This is a genomic window from Komagataeibacter saccharivorans (assembly GCF_003207825.1).
Classification (GTDB): domain Bacteria; phylum Pseudomonadota; class Alphaproteobacteria; order Acetobacterales; family Acetobacteraceae; genus Komagataeibacter; species Komagataeibacter saccharivorans.
Genome location: NZ_NKTY01000006.1, coordinates 134,156 through 151,712 on the forward strand (window position 1 = coordinate 134,156; position 17,557 = coordinate 151,712).

Below are 17,557 nucleotides of genomic sequence, written 5' to 3' on the forward strand. Positions count from 1 at the left end.
CTTATACCTCATCACGCGGCAGCAGCGTGGTATGGCGTGCCACCAGCGTGGCGCTGGCGCTGTTCAGTCCGTCAAGCTCCACAAGCATGCCCCGGGCCTTCATCTTGCCCACCAGTTCTTCCAGCGCGCCCACGGCGGTCATGTCCCATAGATGGGCATGGGTCAGGTCGATGATGACCTTGCTGGAGGTCGTGTCGTGCAGGTCGAAAGCATCTGTAAAACCATCGGTGGAGGCAAAGAATATTTGCCCTTTCACCACATAGGTACGCGTGGTCCCATCGCCGGAAATCGTGCTGCTGACGTCAAGCATGCTGGAAACCTGAAATGCAAAGAACAGGCCGTTCAGCAGGACACCCACCGCTACGCCAGCCGCAAGGTCATGCGTGCCGACCACGACAGCGACAGTTGCCAGCATGATGACGCTGGTGGTGCGTGGATGATGCGCCAGATCGCGCAGGGACGACCAGGAGAATGTGCTGGCGGACACCATGATCATGATCGCGACCAGTGCCGTGACCGGCACCTGCGCCACCCACGGGCGCAGCACGACCATCAGCAACAGCAGGAATGCCCCCGCCACGAAGGTGGATAACCGCCCCCGGCCACCATAACGCAGGTTGCCTACCGTCTGGCCGATCATGCCGCAGCCGGCGATGCCACCAAACAGCCCGACCGCGATATTGGCCAGACCCAGACCCGTGCATTCCTGCCGCTTGCTGCTGGTGGTTTCGGTCAGGTCGTCAACCACGCGCGCGGTCATCATGGATTCGAGCATACCCACCGCAGCCATGGCCAGCGCATAGGGTGCAATGATTTCAAGCGTATCGAGCGACATCGGAACATCTGGCCAGACAAGATGCGGCAGGCTGTCCGGCAGGCGACCAAGATCGGCCACGGTATGCAGTGGCATGGGATAGATGATGGAAATGACCGTCAGCACCACAATGCAGATCAGCGGCGACGGGATGGCGGAGAAGACACGCGGCACGGAATAGATGATGGCAAGTCCCAGCGCGATCATGGCGTAGCTGTGCCATGTCACATGCAGCATGTGGGGAACCTGCGCGGAAAAGATCAGGATGGCCAGCGCATTGACGAAGCCCGTCCGCACCGGGCGTGAGACATAGCGCATGAGAACATGCAGCCTGAGCAGGCCGAATGTAACCTGCAGAAGCCCGCATAACAGTGTCGCGGCCAGCAGGTACTGCACGCCGTGCCCGCGCACCAGTGCTGCGGCCACAAGGGCGACTGATCCGGCCGCACCGGAAATCATGCCCGGCCTGCCCCCCGTCAGGGCAATGACGACGCTGATTACGAAAGAAGCATACAGCCCGACCGCAGGGTCCACGCCCGCAACGAATGAAAATGCGATGACTTCGGGTATCAGCGCGAACGTGCCGACCATTCCGGCCAGCGTATCGCGCGTGATGTTGCCGAACCATTCCTCACGGTAACGGGCAAGAGCGGACATAAATAAAGCAGTGCCTTTCAGGAAAGGGGATCAGGTATCGGCAATGGTCATGTCCGCACGTCGCCACCAGCATTTCGGGGCGGGGCGCGGCTGCGGCAGCACCGCAAACGGATTGCCGGTGTACCGGACTGTGTTGGTGGGTGTTTCCTCGATCTCGATGCTGGCGCAGGTCAGCAGGCCGCCATCATCGGCAAGGAAAGCATTCAGCTTGGCCATCAGCAGGCAGGCCAGCAGTTCCGTCGTCGGGTCGCCCGGTGTTACCAGTATGCGCCGCGCGCGCTGTGGTTCGTTCCTGCCGAACCAGTCCAGCAGGGGATCATGTTCGGACAGTTGCAGCGCGTGATCGACCTGTTCATCGATGAAGCGGTGCCATGTTTCCTTTGCGCGCTGGAACGGCAGGACCATATTGGTGTGGCCGTCCAGTACGCCGGGATTCGTGGCGCGCAGGCTGACGCGGACGTATTCGTTATGACCATGCGGCAGGGCACAGCGTTCGCTCTCCCCCGCCAGCAACCGGTGCGCCATGGAAAAGCGCCGGGTAAAGACCAGTTCAAACATGGGGATGTTGTGCCACGAACCGTTCCCATCCCGCCTTGCGCAACTGGCAGGCCGGGCATGTTCCGCACCCATGTCCCCACGCGTGCAGCGTGCCGCGCGTGCCAAGGTAACAGCTATGGCTTTCATGGTTGATCAGGCGGACCAGCGCGTTGCCTCCAAGCTGAAGGGCAAGATCCCATGTTTCGGCCTTGTCGATCCACATGAGCGGGGTATGGATTATGTAATGGCTGTCCATGCCCAGATTGAGCGTGACCTGAAGCGACTTCATCGTATCGTCCCGGCAGTCCGGATAGCCGGAATAATCCGTCTCGCACACGCCGGTCACGATATGGCGGATATTGCGCCGTGCCGCGAGTGCAGCGGCAAAGGTCAGGAAAATGATGTTGCGTCCCGGCACGAAGGTGTTGGGCAGGCCGCCTTCGGTCAGGGCGATCTCCGCCTCCCGCGTCAGGGCGGTGTCCGATACGGTGCCAAGGGCGGCAAGGTCAAGCGTGTGATCCGCGCCCAGGCGTGCGGCCCAGTCCGGATTTTCGATCGCCATGCCATCGCGCAGCGCGGTGCGGCATTCCAGTTCGACCGCGTGGCGCTGGCCATAATCGAACCCCAGCGTTTCCACCCGGCCAAAACGCGAAAGCGCCCATGCAAGACATGTGGCCGAATCCTGACCACCGGAGAACAGGACCAGTGCGGCTTCGTTTTCAGGGCGGGAGGGGGGAGGGGGAACGCTCATGCTCAGGGTATCCCGATCAGCTTGTGGGTCTGCAATGACAGACGCCATTGCGGATGATGCATGCAGTAGTCAACCGCGGCGGCGGTATTGTGGTTGCGTTCGGCGTTATCCATCGGCTGTAGCCAGAACTGACGGAAGTTCAGATCCGCCACCTGCTCCGGTAGCAGGTCAGGCTGCGGATAGACCAGTTTCAGTTCATCGCCGCTTTTCTGCACCAGTGGCGCGCCCGCCTTCGGGCTGACACAGACCCAGTCGATGCCGGTGGGCGCGGGCAGGGTGCCGTTGGTTTCCACCGCGATTTCAAAACCACGGGCATGCATGGCGGCAATCAGCGCATCATCAAGCTGAAGCAGCGGTTCACCGCCGGTAAAGACGACAAAGGCCGGTCCGGTATCCGGCACGGGCCAGGCCCGGCTGATCGCATCCGCAAGCTGTGCCGCGTCCGCAAAACGACCGCCATTGACGCCATCGGTGCCGATGAAATCGGTATCGCAGAACCGGCAGGTCGCCTGCGCCCGGTCGCGTTCCAGACCGGACCACAAGTTACATCCCGCAAAGCGGCAGAATACCGCCGTGCGGCCCGCCTGCGCCCCTTCACCCTGAAGGGTGGGGAAGATTTCCTTTACGGTGTAGGACATATTCCAGATTTCGTATTACGCGCGGCCAGCAGGGGACCAGCACGGGAAATGTCCCAGCCGGTCCCGCGCCCGGCTGCGTCGGGTTAGCCGTGTTGATCGGATGTATGCATGCCCAGCCGGTCAAGCAACTGCCGGTCGCGCGTGGCGGCGGGGTTTGGCGTCGTCAACAGGCGCTCGCCATAGAAAATGGAGTTGGCGCCCGCAAGGAAGCACAGTGTCTGCGCTTCGTCCGTCATGTCCTCACGCCCGGCGGCCAGTCGTACCCGGCTGGCGGGCATGGTGATGCGGGCGGCGGCGATGGTGCGCACGAATTCAATCGGGTCCACCGTTTCATCGGTGTTTTTGGCCAGTGGCGTGCCTTCCACCCGGACCAGCATGTTGATGGGCACGCTTTCGGGATGACGGGGCAGGCTGGCAAGGGCTGCGATCATGCCAGCGCGGTCCGTGGTGTCTTCCCCCATGCCGACAATACCGCCACAGCAGACATTGATACCGGCATCACGCACGTTTTCCAGCGTATCAAGACGATCCTGAAACGTGCGGGTGGAGATGATGTCGCCATAATATTCAGGCGAGGTATCGATGTTGTGGTTGTAGTAGTCCAGCCCCGCGGATTTCAGCCTGTGCGCCTGCCTGTTGTCGAGCATGCCCAGCGTCACGCAGCTTTCCAGCCCCAGTTCCTTGACCCCTTCCACCATGGCGCACACGGTTTCCAGGTCATGTTCCTTCGGGCTGCGCCACGCGGCCCCCATGCAGAAGCGTGCGGCCCCGGCAGCCTTGGCGGCGCGGGCTTCCTTCAGCACTTCTTCCACGGCCATGAGGCGGCTGGCCTTGACGCCGCCGTCCTCGTGCATCGCACTCTGCGGGCAGTAGGCGCAGTCTTCCGGGCAGCCACCCGTCTTGATCGACAGCAGGGTGGAAATCTGCATTTCCGTGGGGTCGAACCGCGCGCGGTGGACCGTCTGCGCCCGATAGATCAGGTCGGGGAAGGGCAGGGCCATAAGGGCCGCGACTTCATCGCGCGTCCAGTCCGTCCTTACCGGGGGCAGGCTGGTGGCGCTGGCAGGCGCGTGAAGGGTGTCCGGGCTGCTCCCGTCGGGCATCGGTCGGGTATCCTCTGGCGGTCAGGGGGTGGAAAACCGTTCTGGCTGTGCCATACAAAACCGGCAATGACCACACTTTTATCGTTATGGGGTCATTGCCGGAAGAAGGGATCAGCCCAGAACGCGCGCCAGTGTCGTGCCCAGTTCCGCCGGGCTGGGGGCGACATGGATACCGGCTTCACGCAGGGCCTCGATCTTCGCGCTGGCGGTCTCGTGGCCACCGGTAATCACGGCCCCCGCATGGCCCATGCGCCGGCCCGGAGGGGCAGTGGCGCCCGCGATGAAGCCCACGACCGGCTTGCGCGTGCCGCTGGCGCGGATCAGTTCGGCGCCTTCGATCTCGGACGTGCCGCCGATTTCGCCAATCATGACGATGGAATGCGTGTCCGGGTCCGCGATCATGCGTTCCAGTACATCGGTGAAGTCCATGCCCTTGACCGGATCGCCGCCAATGCCGACACAGGTGCTCTGCCCCTGCCCGATGGCGGAAGTCTGGGCCACGGCCTCATATGTCAGGGTGCCGGAGCGCGAGACGATGCCCACATGGCCACGGCGATGGATCGGGCCGGGCATGATGCCGATCTTGCATTCATCAGGCGTGATGATGCCGGGGCAGTTCGGGCCGATCAGCAGGCTTTCGGAACATTCCAGGGCTGCGCGCACGCGCACCATGTCCTGCACCGGGATGCCTTCGGTGATGCACACGATCAGGGGGATGCCAGCGGCGATCGCCTCCAGAATGGCGTCGGCTGCACCGGCGGGCGGCACGTAGATGACGGAGGCATCGGCCCCCGTGGCTTCACGCGCCTGCCTTACGGTATCAAATACCGGCAGGCCGAGGTGAAGGCTGTCCCCCTTGCCCGGCGTCACGCCGCCAACCATGCGGGTGCCGTAGGCGATGGCCTGTTCGGTATGGAAGGTGCCCTGCGCGCCGGTAAAGCCCTGCGTAATCACCTTGGTGGAACTGTTGACAAGAATGGACATTCACTCAGGCTCCGGCATTACGGACGGCGGATACGATCTTGCGCGCGGCATCGCCCAGATCGTCAGCGGGGATGATGGTCAGGCCGGATTCAGCCAGCAGCGCCTTGCCGCGTTCGACATTCGTGCCTGCCAGACGCACGACCAGCGGTACATTCAGGCCGGTTTCGTGCGACGCGGCGATGATGGCTTCCGCAATCACGTCGCAGCGCATGATGCCGCCGAAGATGTTGACAAGGATGCCGCGTACCTTGGGGTCGGCGATCAGGATGCGGAAGGCCGCTGCAACGCGTTCCTTCGACGCACCGCCACCGACATCAAGGAAGTTGGCCGGTTCCTCGCCTTCCATCTTGATGATGTCCATCGTCGCCATGGCAAGGCCTGCGCCATTGACCATGCAGCCGATATTGCCGTCCAGACCGACATAGGCCAGCCCGTATTCGGCGGCTTCGCGTTCGCGAGGGTCTTCCTCGTTCTCGTCACGCAGTTCGGCCAGGGCGGGATGGCGGAACAGGGCATTGTCATCGAATGACATCTTCGCGTCCAGCGCCAGCAGGTCGCCCGCACCGGTCACGACCAGCGGGTTGATTTCCACGATCGCGGCGTCAAGTCCGGTAAAGGCGGTATAGGCCGCACGCACCACGTTCTGGAAGGCGCGGATTTCACGGCCCTTCAGGCCAAGGCGCACGGCAAGGTCACGCGACTGGTAATCGCACAGGCCCTTTGCCGGGTCGATGCTTTCCTTGAAGATGCGCTCGGGCGTGTTCGCCGCGACTTCCTCGATTTCCATGCCGCCGTCAGGCGAGGCCACGATGACCAGCCGACCGGTCGAGCGGTCCACCAGCATGGAAAAATACAGTTCGCGCGCGATGTCGCAGCCGGATTCGACATACAGCGTGCGCACCAGACGGCCCGCAGGCCCGGTCTGGCGCGTAACCAGCACCGAACCCAGCATGGCTTCGGCCGCATCCGCAACGTCTTCGATGCTGCGGGCCAGACGTACGCCGCCCTTGCCTTCGGGCCTGTCGGCAAAATGTCCGGCACCCCGGCCGCCGGCGTGGATCTGTGCCTTGACCACGGTAACAGCAGCATCCAGCGCGCGGGCGGCGGCGATGGCTTCATCCGTGGTGGTGGCAGCACGTCCTTCAGGCACGGGCATGCCGTAGGAGCGCAGCAGCGCCTTTGCCTGATATTCGTGAATGTTCATGTGCGACCCAATCTGTCTTTCTTATTAGCGGTGTCGGGCAACGCCCCTAGCACGATATGCGCCCGCTATGACAGGGGGCAGGCGCGGGATTGGCGTAAAGATGAAACATGTGTCATGTCCTTCCCGGCAGGGGCGTGCGTTATGCGCCATGGTGGAGAAGAGACAGAAGACAGGTTGCGATGAAACACTGGCGCATTGAACAGATGAACTGGGACCGTTTCGACCCGCAGCGGGTGGACCCCGATATTGTCCCGTTGATCAAGGCCGCATCGGTTGTCGAGCGTAATGGTCTTGACTACGCCCAATACCTGAAGAACGTCTTTGCCGATGATCCCGATTTCAGCCAGGCGGCGGATAACTGGGCGCAGGAAGAAGTACAGCACGGCGATGCCCTGGGGCGGTGGGCCATGATGGCCGATCCGTCATGGGATTACATGGCGGCGTTCGAGCGGTACCGGCAGTCCTACCGGCTGGATCTGGACGTGGATGCGTCCATCAGGGGGTCGCGGACGGGGGAACTGATCGCGCGCTGCATGGTGGAAACGGGTACGTCGTCTTTTTATACCGCGCTGGCCGATGCGACGGAGGAACCGCTGCTCAAGGCAATCTGCAAGCAGATCGCGGCGGATGAATACCGGCATTTCAAGCTGTTCTACGATCATATGCACCGCTACCTGCAGCGCGAGCATCTGGGCGTCTGGCAGCGCACGCGCATTGCGCTGGGCCGGGTTACGGAAAGCGAGGACGACGAACTGGCCTCCGCCTTCCACACCACCAACGAACCGCCCGGCATGCCCTATGACCACAAACGCTGCATCGCGGCCTACATGTCGCGCGCATTGCGGTTCTATCAGCCGCGCCACGCGGTGCGGGTGACGGGGATGATCCTCAAGACGATCGGGTGGGCGCCCCATGGTCGGCTGCATGCGCTGATCGCCAGGGTGGTGTATCACCTGCTGCGCATGCGCCAGCGCAAATTCGCGCGCCTTATGGCCACGGCATGATGGTCGCCACCCCAATACAGGAATAAAGACAGGCAGGATGAAGCTTCAGTTTACAAATACCGTTGGTGCCACCCTTTTCGCAGCAGGCTGTTTTTCATTCGCCGGGCCGCTTCATGCGGATACAGCCCCGGCTTCCGCCCCGGCCGCGGGGGCAACGGGCAACGTGGCGGCGGAGCAGATCAGCGACGCCACGCGTGCGGAACGGCTCATGGCATCCCAGATCGGGCTGCGTGTCTTTACGTCTGCAGGCTTCCATCCCGGCACGGTGCGTCATATCGTCCTGTTCCGTTTCCTGCCCACCATTACCGACGCGCAGCGGGCGGAAGTGGTGCGGCGGTTCATGGCGCTGGGTCAGATCTCGCGGCGGGAGGATGGCTCCCCCGTTGTCGCGGCAATCGAAACCGGCGCGCAGATCAGCGGGGAAGGGGTGGATGAGGGACTGCAGCAGGCATTCCTTGTCACCTTCCGTTCCGAAGGGGACCGAAACTACTATGTTGGCCGCCCGGTGGTGACCGATCCTGCCTATTTCGACCCGGCGCATGAGGCATTCAAGAAATTCGCAGCGCCGTATGTCATCGCGACTGTCGTGTTTGACTACGCCATTCCCCCCAAATCCGTCCCGCGCAAGGCGCCGGTTCGTACGGGACGTGTGCAGGTTCCCCAACTGCAGGGCTGACAGGCCGCGCATCCCCTTCAAGGAGTTGAGATTACATGACAACCGTGACCCTCGGGCATCTGGATACGTCCGTGCAGCAGGCATCGGCCGCAGCCGTGGCACGCGTGCTGGAAGCCTATGATCTTGAAATAGAATATGTATCGGCGCCCCGCGCGGAAATGGAGGAACATGTCCGCCGTGGCGATGTGGACCTGTTCGTATCCGCATGGCTGCCGGATGTTGATGCGGCCTTCCTGGCCCCGGAACTGGGCATGCAGGCTTTCGGCCAGCTTTACCGTCCCGCCTTTGGCTGGTCCCTGCCGGAAGCCGCGGCGTGCGGCATGACCTCACTGGCGCAGCTTGCAACGGATGGCGGCGCGGTCGGGCGGGAAATCGTGACCCCGGCTTCCGTTCTGGATCGGGTGCGTCAGGTTGTCGCGGCCTATAACCTGACGGAAGCAGGCTTCACCATTGCCGCCCGTCCGGATGCGGAAGCTTTTGATCATGCCGCCCATATTCTGGAAAGCGGCCTGCCGGAAATCATTCCTGCCTGGCAGCCTTCCTTCCTGCATTACGGTAACCGCCTGATCCAGCTTGATGATCCCAAGGGGGCCTATGGCGCGGAACAGGATGCCCGCATTCTGGTGCGCTCCGCCATCCGGGCTGAAATGGATTCGGACCTGATGGACGAACTCGATGAACTGACGCTGGGGAACAAGGTCGTCAGCGCGCTGGACCATGCCATGCGTTCCGAAGGCATGAGTGCCGAAGATGCTGCCGAGGCATGGCAGCGCGGCAAGCTGCTGCCGCGCTGAGACCCGATAACCATGACAACCAGCCCCATGACGGATGACGCCAGCGCCCGCGATACGCGCGACGCTGGCCTGCAGGCCCAGTACGAGCAGTATCCCTATCCCGCGCGTGACCCGCGGGATGAAAAAGGCAGGCTGCTGATCGGCAGCCCCAGCCACCTGCGGGAAATCGATTACTGGGTTTTCGGTGCAATGCGCCCGCAATCCCTGCCGTTGCGGGTGCTGGTCGCGGGGTGCGGTACGGGTGATGGCGCAATCATGCTGGCCACCCATATGGCGCGTGCGGGGCGGCAGGGGGAAGTGCTGTGCGTGGACCGTTCCACGGCAGCCCTTGATACCGCCCGTGCGCGTGCGCAGGTGCGCGGACTGGACAACATGCGCTTCGTGCAGGGCGATCTGGCGGACCTTGGCGCGATCGCACCGGGACCGTTTGACTACATCGACTGCTGCGGCGTGCTGCATCATCTGCCCGATCCGGATGCTGGTCTGGCATCACTTGAGGCCGTTCTGGCCCCCGGTGGCGGTATGGGGCTTATGGTTTACGCCCCGTACGGGCGCACGGGCGTCTATATGCTGCAGGACGCGCTCGAACGCCTTGCCCCGGTGGGGGAGATGCCTGCCCAGCGGCTGGACACCGCGCGGCGGGTCATGCGGCATCTGCCCGCAACGGCATGGCTGCGGCAGAACACCAATTTTGGCGATCACCTGACCGGAGGTGACGCCGGCCTGTATGACCTGCTGCTCAACCCGCGCGACCGGGCCTATGACATCACGGCCTTCCATGGCCTGCTGGACCGGGCAGGACTGGCTGCGACATGCCTTATGGAACCCGCGCGCTACGATCCGGCCCTGCTGCTTGCGGACCCGCGCCTGCGCGAACGGGTGGCGGCCCTGCCTGAACGGGACCGTCAGGCCGTGGCGGAGGATATCGCAGGCAATATGGCAACCCACGTCGCCTATGTGCGTCGGGCATCCGAACCCGTACAGCGCGCGAATGGCCTGGCAATGGATGCGGTGCCCGTTATGCGCGAGATACCCGGCGTCGAACTGGCCCGCATGATGGGGGGGGATGATCGGCTGCCCTTCGCGTTTGGTACCCTGCAGGTCGCCATTCCCCTTCCACCGCAGGCGCGGGGCATCCTGCCGCTGATTGATGGGGAACGGACAGTGGGGGATATCGCGGCGATCATGGATACACGCGGCCTGTCCGCCACGCGGTTCGCGAAAGTATGGGCGCAGGTGTTCACCACGCTGGAATCGCTCAACCGGGTGCTTCTGCGCGCGCCGCACTGATCCTGATGGCGCGGGATACGGCCATTCTGCCCGTGGTCATATTCGGGGCAAGACTGCGACCTGATGGCACGGCGACGCGTACCCTGCGCATGCGTGTCGCAGCCGCGTATGTATTTGGTATGGGGCAGGGCAGGGTGATGTACATGCCCACCGGCGGCCCATCCTTTCCTTCGGGCCTGACAGAAGCCGCGGTCATGGAAAGGCAGCTTGTCGGGGCTGGGGTGCCGCCCGACGTCATACTGGCTGAGGAGACGGCCCGCGACACCCTTGCATCCGTCCTCGCCTGCTCACGCCTGTTGCGCCAGCGTGGACATGTCGGGCCGGTAGCTGTCGCCACCAGCGCCTATCACCTGCCGCGCTGCCTGCTGCTCATGCGCATGATGGGATGGCGGGTTCGCTCCGTGCCGCCGCCACGGCTACCCGCCGCGCAGGACTGGCGCAGGCGATGGTTCTGGCGGGGGCGGGAGGTGGCGGCCTTGCCATGGGATGCGCTGCTTCTGGCGGTTCACCTGCTGCGGCGGGAAAAGTGATGATGATTGACACTGCCTGCCGCAACCCGCATCACGCGGGTAATCTGAAAAACACTACTAGTCTGGATGGAAGTCATGCCTGTGCAAGCCTTTGTTTTCCCCGGTCAGGGAAGTCAGTCAGTTGGGATGGGACGCGATCTGGCCGAGGCATTCGCCCCTGCGCGGGAAGTGTTTCAGGAAGTCGATGACGCGCTGGGCCAGCACCTTTCGAAGATCATTTTCGAAGGACCGATGGAAGACCTGACCCGGACCGACAACGCCCAGCCCGCCCTAATGGCGGTTTCTCTCGCCGTGCTGCGGGTGCTGGAACGTGAAGGCGGCGTGGACATGAAGCGCGATGTGGCGCTGGTGGCCGGTCACTCGCTGGGTGAATATTCCGCCCTTGCCGCAACCGGCGCGCTGGGTATCGCCCAGACCGCACGCCTGCTGCGTGTGCGGGGCAATGCGATGCAGAAGGCCGTGCCGGTCGGCAAGGGGGGGATGGCCGCGCTGATCGGTGTTGATATGGATCGCGCCGCCAGCCTGTGCGCGGAAGCCGCCGACTTCACCGATGAGGCAGGCAGAACGCACCGGCAGGTAATCGAGGTCGCGAACGACAATGGTGGCGGCCAGGTGGTCGTGGCGGGCGAGATGGCGGCGATCGACCGCATCATAGCCATCGCCAGGGAACAGGGCATCAAGCGCGCGCTGAAACTGCCGGTTTCCGCACCTTTCCACTGTTCCATGATGGAACCGGCGGCAGAGGAAATGCGCGCAGCCCTTGCCGATGCCGTCATCAACGCGCCTGTCGTGCCCGTTGTGGCCAATGTTACGGCAGCCAAGGTAACGGGACCGGACATGATCCGTGACCTGCTGGTGCGCCAGATTACCGGCACGGTGCGCTGGCGCGAGAGTGTCGAGGCGATGGTGGGCATGGGTGTCGACAGTTTTGTCGAAATCGGCGCGGGCAAGGTGCTGGCCGGACTGGTGCGCCGCATCAATGGCGATGTCGCGACCCGTTCGGTCGGGACCCCTGCCGATATCGAGGCCTTTCTGGCTGCACGCTAAAAAATGGAACCCCGCGCATGCGCGGGTCATGTCCGGGTGATGGATAGTTAGGGGAACAGACGGATTATGTTCAGGCTGGATGGAAAAGTTGCGCTCGTTACCGGGGCTTCGGGTGGAATCGGGCGCGAGATCGCCCGCGCGCTGCATGCACAGGGGGCGGTTGTCGTGCTGTCTGGCACACGGCAGGGCGTGCTGGAGGACGTGGCGGCCAGCATAGGCGAGCAGGGCGGGGCGGAGCGGCTGCATGTCTGTGCTGCCGACCTGTCGGATGCTGCCGCGGCTGATGCGCTGATTGCCAGCGCGGAGGAAAAGGCGGGCGCGCCGCTGGCCATTCTGGTCAACAATGCCGGTCTGACGCGCGATACGCTTGCGATTCGTATGAAGGATGATGACTGGCAGCGCGTACTGGATGTGGATCTGGCGGCCCCCTTCCGCCTGTGTCGCGCAGCACTCAAGGGCATGCTGCGCCGTCGGGCCGGACGGATCGTCAATATCGCCTCCGTCGTGGGGGTGACGGGCAATGCGGGGCAGGCCAATTACGCGGCGGCCAAGGCCGGGATGATCGGCATGGGCAAGTCGCTGGCGCAGGAAGCGGGCAGCCGCGGCGTGACCGTGAACACCGTCGCCCCCGGTTTTGTCCAGACCGCCATGACCGACGTGCTGCCCGATGCGCAGAAGGAAAAGCTGGTGGGTTCCATCCCGCTGGGCCGCATGGGCCAGCCGCAGGATATCGCGCCAGCCGTGGTCTACCTTGCCTCGGACGAGGCCGGATGGGTTACCGGGGCCACCCTCCACGTCAACGGCGGCATGGCGATGGTCTGACGGATGTGATATTTTGCTGGACAGCGGGCTTGAAGTGACAAAAAAGATAGTCCTGACAGCCCGGCTGTCCCCCTAATTGCGGGGCGAACGGACACGAAATGCAATCGCCGCCTTGGCGGTGGCATCAAAACCGTGCTAATCGCCCGCAGCTTCGTCCGAAGCAGGGCCGGTACGCACTACCGGTTTTCAGGGACGTTACAGGACGAACACGTTTCGAACCGCCCGGTTTTCAGGGGCAGACAGGAAGCAGAGACAGATGAGCGAAATCGCCGATAAGGTTAAGAAGATCGTAGTCGAGCACCTTGGTGTTGACGAAAGCAAGGTCACCCCGGATGCGTCTTTCATCGACGATCTGGGCGCGGACAGCCTGGATACGGTCGAACTGGTCATGGCTTTCGAGGAAGCTTTCAGCGTCGAGATCCCTGAAGACGCCGCCGAGAAGATCACGACCGTCAAGGACGCGATCGACTACATCGAGAAGCAGAAGGCTGCCTGATCGGCCTCTGGTTCCGATCATGGTATTATACGAATTCAGTCAGGTATCGTTACTTTCAGGGAGCAGGACGGGTTGATGCAGTCTACCGGATTGACATCTGGACAGCGACGCGTTGTCGTAACCGGTATGGGCATTGTCAGCCCTCTCGGACTGGGTGTTGAGCGCAACTGGTCACGTCTGGTGGCCGGGGAAAATGGCTTTGGCCGTATTTCAGCGTTCGATGCGTCCGACCTGCCGGCGCAGGTCGCGGGCGAAGTGCCCGCGGGGCCGACGGGAAGTGGCGGCCTGACCCTTTCGGACTGGGTGCCGGTCAAGGACCAGAAAAAGATGGATCGCTTTATCCATCTGGGTCTGGTTGCCGCGACCGAAGCGGTCGAGGATTCGGGCTGGAAGCCGGAATCGGAAGAAGATCGCTGCCGCACCGGTGTCATGATCGGTGCCGGGATTGGTGGTCTCCAGACCATCTACGAGGCATCCGTGACGGTAAAGGAAGGTCGGGCCCGTCGCCTGTCGCCTTTCTTCATTCCGTCCGCCCTGATCAATCTTGTATCCGGGCATGTCTCCATCAAATACGGATTCAAGGGACCGAACCATTCGGTCGTCACGGCATGCGCCACCGGTGTCCATGCCATTGGCGATGCCGCCCGCATGATCATGCTCAATGACGCGGACGTGATGGTTGCGGGTGGGGCGGAAGCCGCCGTATGCCCGCTGGGCATTGCGGGGTTCTGTTCCGCCAAGGCCCTTTCCACCCATTTCAACGATACGCCGGAAAAGGCGTCGCGTCCGTGGGACCGCGATCGCGACGGGTTCGTTATGGGTGAGGGTTCCGGCATTGTGGTGCTGGAAGAATACGAACACGCCAGGGCGCGTGGCGCGAAGATCTATGCCGAGGTGATCGGCTACGGTATGTCCGGCGACGCCCATCACATCACGGCGCCCGCACCGGGGCATGAAGGTGCCTATCGCGCCATGCAGAACGCGCTTCGCAGCGCGGGGCTGACCACGGCGGACATCCAGTATGTCAACGCCCATGGCACGTCCACCATGGCGGATGACCTTGAACTGGAAGCAGTCGAGCGTCTGTTCGGCGATGATGCGCGCAAGCTGGCCATGTCGTCCACCAAATCGGCTACGGGGCATCTGCTCGGGGCTGCCGGTGCGATCGAGGCGATCTATTCCATCCTCGCCATCCGCGACAATGTCGCACCGCCGACGCTCAATCTGGACAATCCTTCGCGCGAGAGCGTGATCGATCGCGTTGCGCATACGGCGCAGGAACGCAGGATTGATACCATCCTGTCCAACAGCTTCGGCTTTGGCGGGACGAACGCCAGCGTGATCCTGCGCGGCGTATGACGGGGGTGCCTGCGGGCACCTCTTTCTTCAAAAAAGTTAAGGAGACACCGTGCGCAGGGTTCTGGCAGCACTGGGGCTGGTATTCCTGCTGCTTGTCGTATCAGGTCTGGGCATCAGCTTTGTCGCGCTGCGGCATTATGATGCGCCCGGCCCGCTGACGGACCAACGCACGGTTGTAATTCCCCATGGTGGCACGCTGCAGGTGCTGGCCACCCTGCAACAGGCTGGCGTGCTGGACGATGGCAGCCTGACACGCAGGGTCTTCACTGGCGCCACCGCCCTGACCCGTGTGGACGGCGCGTTTCATGCCGCCGAACTGGTCTTTCCCGCCCATGCATCCATCCGTCAGGTCCTGCTGGTGCTGCGGCATGGCAAGCCGGTCGTACACAGGCTGACCATACCAGAGGGGCTGTCCGCCATTCAGGTGGCGACCCTGCTGGAACGCGCGCCGTATATGGAAGGGAGTTTTCCGTTCCCGGCAGAGGGATCGGTCATGCCCCTGACATACGATTATGAATGGGGCATGCCGCGTGCGCAGATGCTTGCGCGCATGCAGCATGAGATGGACCACGCGCTGGATCAGGCATGGGAAGGCCGTGAAGTGGACCCGGCCATTGTGGACCGGCACGCCCTGCTGATTCTGGCTTCCATGATCGAGCGGGAAACCGCTGTTGCGGATGAGCGGCCTGTCATAGCCCGTGTCTTCCTCAATCGCCTGCATGATGGCATGCGGCTTCAGTCGGACCCTACCGTGGTATACGGGCTTAATCAGGGGGCAGGGCCGCTTGGGCACGCCCTGTCGCATGCCGATCTTTTGCAGCCCAGCGCCTACAATACCTATGTCATTACGGGGCTGCCGCCGGGGCCGATCTGTTCACCGGGTATGGCTTCGCTTTACGCGGCGGCTCATCCTGCACAGGGCGACCAGCTTTACTTCGTGGCCAACGGTCATGGGGGACATGATTTTGCATCCACCCTGAGTGACCATAATCGGCATGTTTCGGTCTTCCGGGCCACGAAGCACGCCCAACAGGCAGTCCAGCCTAAAAAATAGCGGACTGCCTGCTATAGATAATCAGGAAATACCGACAGTTACTGTGGCGGCAGGCTCTGGCTCGTAACCGCGCCCGTAGGGGCGGTGTTCATGGGGAGTGTGTCGGCGCTGCCATGGGTGGCTGCTGCGGCAGGCGTTGTGGTCTGGCCGTTCCTGTCCGGTCGGGCCTGTGCCGTGGTCAGGACCTCGCTCAGGGCGGCGCGTAGCGGGTCGGCGCCTGAATTGTTGACCCGCATCGACACCACAATGTCTTCCGGCCCGACAATCTGGTTATAGTAGGCGCGGTTGGCAGGGCTGTTTACCCGCATCTTGGACCCGCCAATCGCGGCCCCGGCGAACAGCCCCTTGGACTTCTGCACGCCCTTGATGGACGTGTTGTGTTCGCCCGCCGTGCCGGCTTCCAGCCCGGAGCCAGACGATGCGAAGGAGGTTCCCACGTCCGCGCTCAGCTTCATCTGGCTGTCCAGCAGGGACTGCACGCCCTGATCGGTCATGACGAACAGCATGACTTCCACATCCTGCATGCCGAACTGAAGGCCAAAATTGGCGGATGACATGCGGTAGAATGCCGGATCGGACCATGATCCATGGGCATCGCGCGTCAGGAAAACACATCCACCGCCGCCGCCGCCAAAGGCGATCGACATGCGGAAGACCGATGGGCAGATGATTACGCCGCGTGAATCGGCAAGATAGCGTGTCACCTTGCTGCCCGCCGTCGCGGTGGAGAACATGTCACGCACGGTCAGGGTGGCGCGGTCAACCAGACTCTGTTCTTCTTCCATGCTGGCCGCGAAGGCTGCATGCAGGGGCATCATAAGGGCCAGAGTGGCGAGTGATGTCCTGATAAGATGAAACGTCTTCAAACCCGTCCTCCCCTTCCGATTCGTAACGGCAGATTCACCCAAACGGCCCGTGCTTTGGAGTGGTCCGTTTTCATGGCTGAATCATGGCCGCTTAGGCAAGCCCATCGGGGCGAATATATTCGTCGTGGTTAAAAGGATACCCCAACCGCATCCGACAGGGCATCGGCAATACCGGGGGCGGCAGCAAGAATGCTGATGCCGTCCGTAAGACCGCCATCGCGCAGGAAGGGGGAGACACGCGCACCGGCTTCTTCCAGCAGCACAAGGGCAGCCGCCACATCCCACAGGTTGATGCGGATTTCCAGATAGCCGTCCTGCCGCCCGCATGCGACTTCCGCCAGCGCGATGGCCCCTGAACCACCCGAACGTGGCATGGCCCCAAGGTTGAGGATGGCGTCAATCTTTTCCTGGAACACGCCGGGCGGAACGCGGTTGCTCCACCCCATCTCGATCAGGGAGGATGCGGTGTCGGTTACGGGGGAGGCATGGATACGCTGTCCGTTAAGGAAAGCCCCGTGACCCCGCACCGCCGTATAGGTTTCGCCCAGCGCAGGGGCTTCAATAATGCCGGCGACAGGCGTGTCACCATCCATCAGGCCCAGCGATATGCACCACCGGTTGCGCCCGCGCGCGTAGTTGGACGTGCCATCGATCGGGTCCACGACCCAGCGCAGGCTGCCGGTCCGGGTGCGCCCTTCTTCTTCACCCTGAAAACCGTCCTGTGGGAACAGGGCACCGATTCGTTCCGAAATGAAGGATTCCACCGCCCCGTCCGTTTCGGTCAGCCAGTCCTGCGCACTTTTCTGGGTACCCTTGGGGCCGCCGGGGGCCGGACGCATTTTCATGGCCAGCGCGGCGGCATCGCGCACGACCGAACGTGCGGCTTCAAAGCGGGTCAGAATTGCCTGTGTCATCGGGGTAATCTCTCCTG

The 17,557-nt window shown here is 62.9% G+C and carries 19 protein-coding genes; 10 read left to right on the forward strand and 9 right to left on the reverse strand.

Going from position 1 to position 17,557, the window contains the following annotated elements; genetic code table 11:
- Position 1: 1 nt before the first annotated feature.
- The 7 genes from CFR79_RS05945 to sucC form a co-directional block, all read right to left on the reverse strand.
- Entirely contained in the window at positions 2 to 1,471 is a 1,470-nt protein-coding gene (locus CFR79_RS05945) for a SulP family inorganic anion transporter (RefSeq protein WP_110547236.1), read from the reverse strand.
- Between the two features lie 30 nt (positions 1,472 to 1,501).
- The gene (locus tag CFR79_RS05950; protein ID WP_110547237.1) at positions 1,502 to 2,029 is read right to left on the reverse strand and encodes a 6-pyruvoyl trahydropterin synthase family protein; all 528 of its coding nucleotides are present in this window, start codon (positions 2,027 to 2,029) and stop codon (positions 1,502 to 1,504) included.
- On the reverse strand, positions 2,022 to 2,759 hold the full coding sequence (gene queC, locus CFR79_RS05955; RefSeq protein ID WP_102324315.1) for a 7-cyano-7-deazaguanine synthase QueC: 738 nt from the start codon (positions 2,757 to 2,759) through the stop codon (positions 2,022 to 2,024). The genes CFR79_RS05950 and queC overlap by 8 nt, the downstream gene beginning before the upstream one ends.
- A gap of 2 nt (positions 2,760 to 2,761) precedes the next feature.
- The gene (gene queE / locus CFR79_RS05960) at positions 2,762 to 3,397 is read right to left on the reverse strand and encodes a 7-carboxy-7-deazaguanine synthase (RefSeq protein WP_110547238.1); all 636 of its coding nucleotides are present in this window, start codon (positions 3,395 to 3,397) and stop codon (positions 2,762 to 2,764) included.
- Between the two features lie 83 nt (positions 3,398 to 3,480).
- Positions 3,481 to 4,500: a biotin synthase BioB gene (gene bioB, locus CFR79_RS05965; protein WP_110547239.1), complete on the reverse strand. Its 1,020-nt coding sequence runs from the start codon at positions 4,498 to 4,500 to the stop codon at positions 3,481 to 3,483.
- 111 nt (positions 4,501 to 4,611) lie between these two features.
- Positions 4,612 to 5,484: a succinate--CoA ligase subunit alpha gene (sucD, locus tag CFR79_RS05970; protein WP_110547240.1), complete on the reverse strand. Its 873-nt coding sequence runs from the start codon at positions 5,482 to 5,484 to the stop codon at positions 4,612 to 4,614.
- Between the two features lie 4 nt (positions 5,485 to 5,488).
- Entirely contained in the window at positions 5,489 to 6,688 is a 1,200-nt protein-coding gene (gene sucC / locus CFR79_RS05975; protein ID WP_102324311.1) for an ADP-forming succinate--CoA ligase subunit beta, read from the reverse strand.
- A gap of 179 nt (positions 6,689 to 6,867) precedes the next feature.
- Here sucC and CFR79_RS05980 point away from each other — a divergent pair, with 179 nt between their 5' ends.
- The 10 genes from CFR79_RS05980 (at position 6,868) to mltG (ending at position 15,760) form a co-directional block, all read left to right on the forward strand.
- Positions 6,868 to 7,692 carry an acyl-ACP desaturase gene (locus tag CFR79_RS05980; protein ID WP_110547241.1) on the forward strand — a complete coding sequence of 275 codons (825 nt, stop codon included), beginning with the start codon at positions 6,868 to 6,870 and terminating at the stop codon, positions 7,690 to 7,692.
- Between the two features lie 37 nt (positions 7,693 to 7,729).
- Positions 7,730 to 8,368: a Dabb family protein gene (locus CFR79_RS05985; RefSeq protein ID WP_110547242.1), complete on the forward strand. Its 639-nt coding sequence runs from the start codon at positions 7,730 to 7,732 to the stop codon at positions 8,366 to 8,368.
- Between the two features lie 35 nt (positions 8,369 to 8,403).
- Positions 8,404 to 9,162, forward strand: coding sequence for a glycine betaine ABC transporter substrate-binding protein (locus tag CFR79_RS05990; RefSeq protein ID WP_110547243.1), 759 nt, complete (start codon positions 8,404 to 8,406; stop codon positions 9,160 to 9,162).
- Positions 9,163 to 9,174: 12 nt separating this feature from the next.
- Positions 9,175 to 10,452: a class I SAM-dependent methyltransferase gene (locus tag CFR79_RS05995; protein ID WP_408884561.1), complete on the forward strand. Its 1,278-nt coding sequence runs from the start codon at positions 9,175 to 9,177 to the stop codon at positions 10,450 to 10,452.
- A 5-nt stretch (positions 10,453 to 10,457) separates the two neighbouring features.
- Positions 10,458 to 10,982: a YdcF family protein gene (locus CFR79_RS06000; RefSeq protein ID WP_110547245.1), complete on the forward strand. Its 525-nt coding sequence runs from the start codon at positions 10,458 to 10,460 to the stop codon at positions 10,980 to 10,982.
- A gap of 75 nt (positions 10,983 to 11,057) precedes the next feature.
- Entirely contained in the window at positions 11,058 to 12,029 is a 972-nt protein-coding gene (fabD, locus tag CFR79_RS06005; protein WP_102324305.1) for an ACP S-malonyltransferase, read from the forward strand.
- Positions 12,030 to 12,095: 66 nt separating this feature from the next.
- Positions 12,096 to 12,851, forward strand: coding sequence for a 3-oxoacyl-[acyl-carrier-protein] reductase (gene fabG, locus CFR79_RS06010; RefSeq protein ID WP_102324304.1), 756 nt, complete (start codon positions 12,096 to 12,098; stop codon positions 12,849 to 12,851).
- 256 nt (positions 12,852 to 13,107) lie between these two features.
- The gene (locus CFR79_RS06015) at positions 13,108 to 13,347 is read left to right on the forward strand and encodes an acyl carrier protein (RefSeq protein ID WP_003618476.1); all 240 of its coding nucleotides are present in this window, start codon (positions 13,108 to 13,110) and stop codon (positions 13,345 to 13,347) included.
- A 75-nt stretch (positions 13,348 to 13,422) separates the two neighbouring features.
- The gene (gene fabF, locus CFR79_RS06020; RefSeq protein ID WP_110547246.1) at positions 13,423 to 14,706 is read left to right on the forward strand and encodes a beta-ketoacyl-ACP synthase II; all 1,284 of its coding nucleotides are present in this window, start codon (positions 13,423 to 13,425) and stop codon (positions 14,704 to 14,706) included.
- 49 nt (positions 14,707 to 14,755) lie between these two features.
- A complete protein-coding gene (mltG, locus tag CFR79_RS06025) occupies positions 14,756 to 15,760 on the forward strand; it encodes an endolytic transglycosylase MltG (protein ID WP_110547247.1) in 1,005 nt (334 codons plus the stop codon).
- A 38-nt stretch (positions 15,761 to 15,798) separates the two neighbouring features.
- Here the strand turns inward: mltG and CFR79_RS06030 are convergent, their stop codons facing one another.
- Together CFR79_RS06030 and CFR79_RS06035 are read right to left on the reverse strand one after the other, a co-directional pair.
- Positions 15,799 to 16,626: a lipid-binding SYLF domain-containing protein gene (locus CFR79_RS06030; RefSeq protein ID WP_456305869.1), complete on the reverse strand. Its 828-nt coding sequence runs from the start codon at positions 16,624 to 16,626 to the stop codon at positions 15,799 to 15,801.
- 128 nt (positions 16,627 to 16,754) lie between these two features.
- Entirely contained in the window at positions 16,755 to 17,540 is a 786-nt protein-coding gene (locus CFR79_RS06035) for an inositol monophosphatase family protein (protein ID WP_102324300.1), read from the reverse strand.
- Between the last annotated feature and the right edge of the window lie 17 nt (positions 17,541 to 17,557).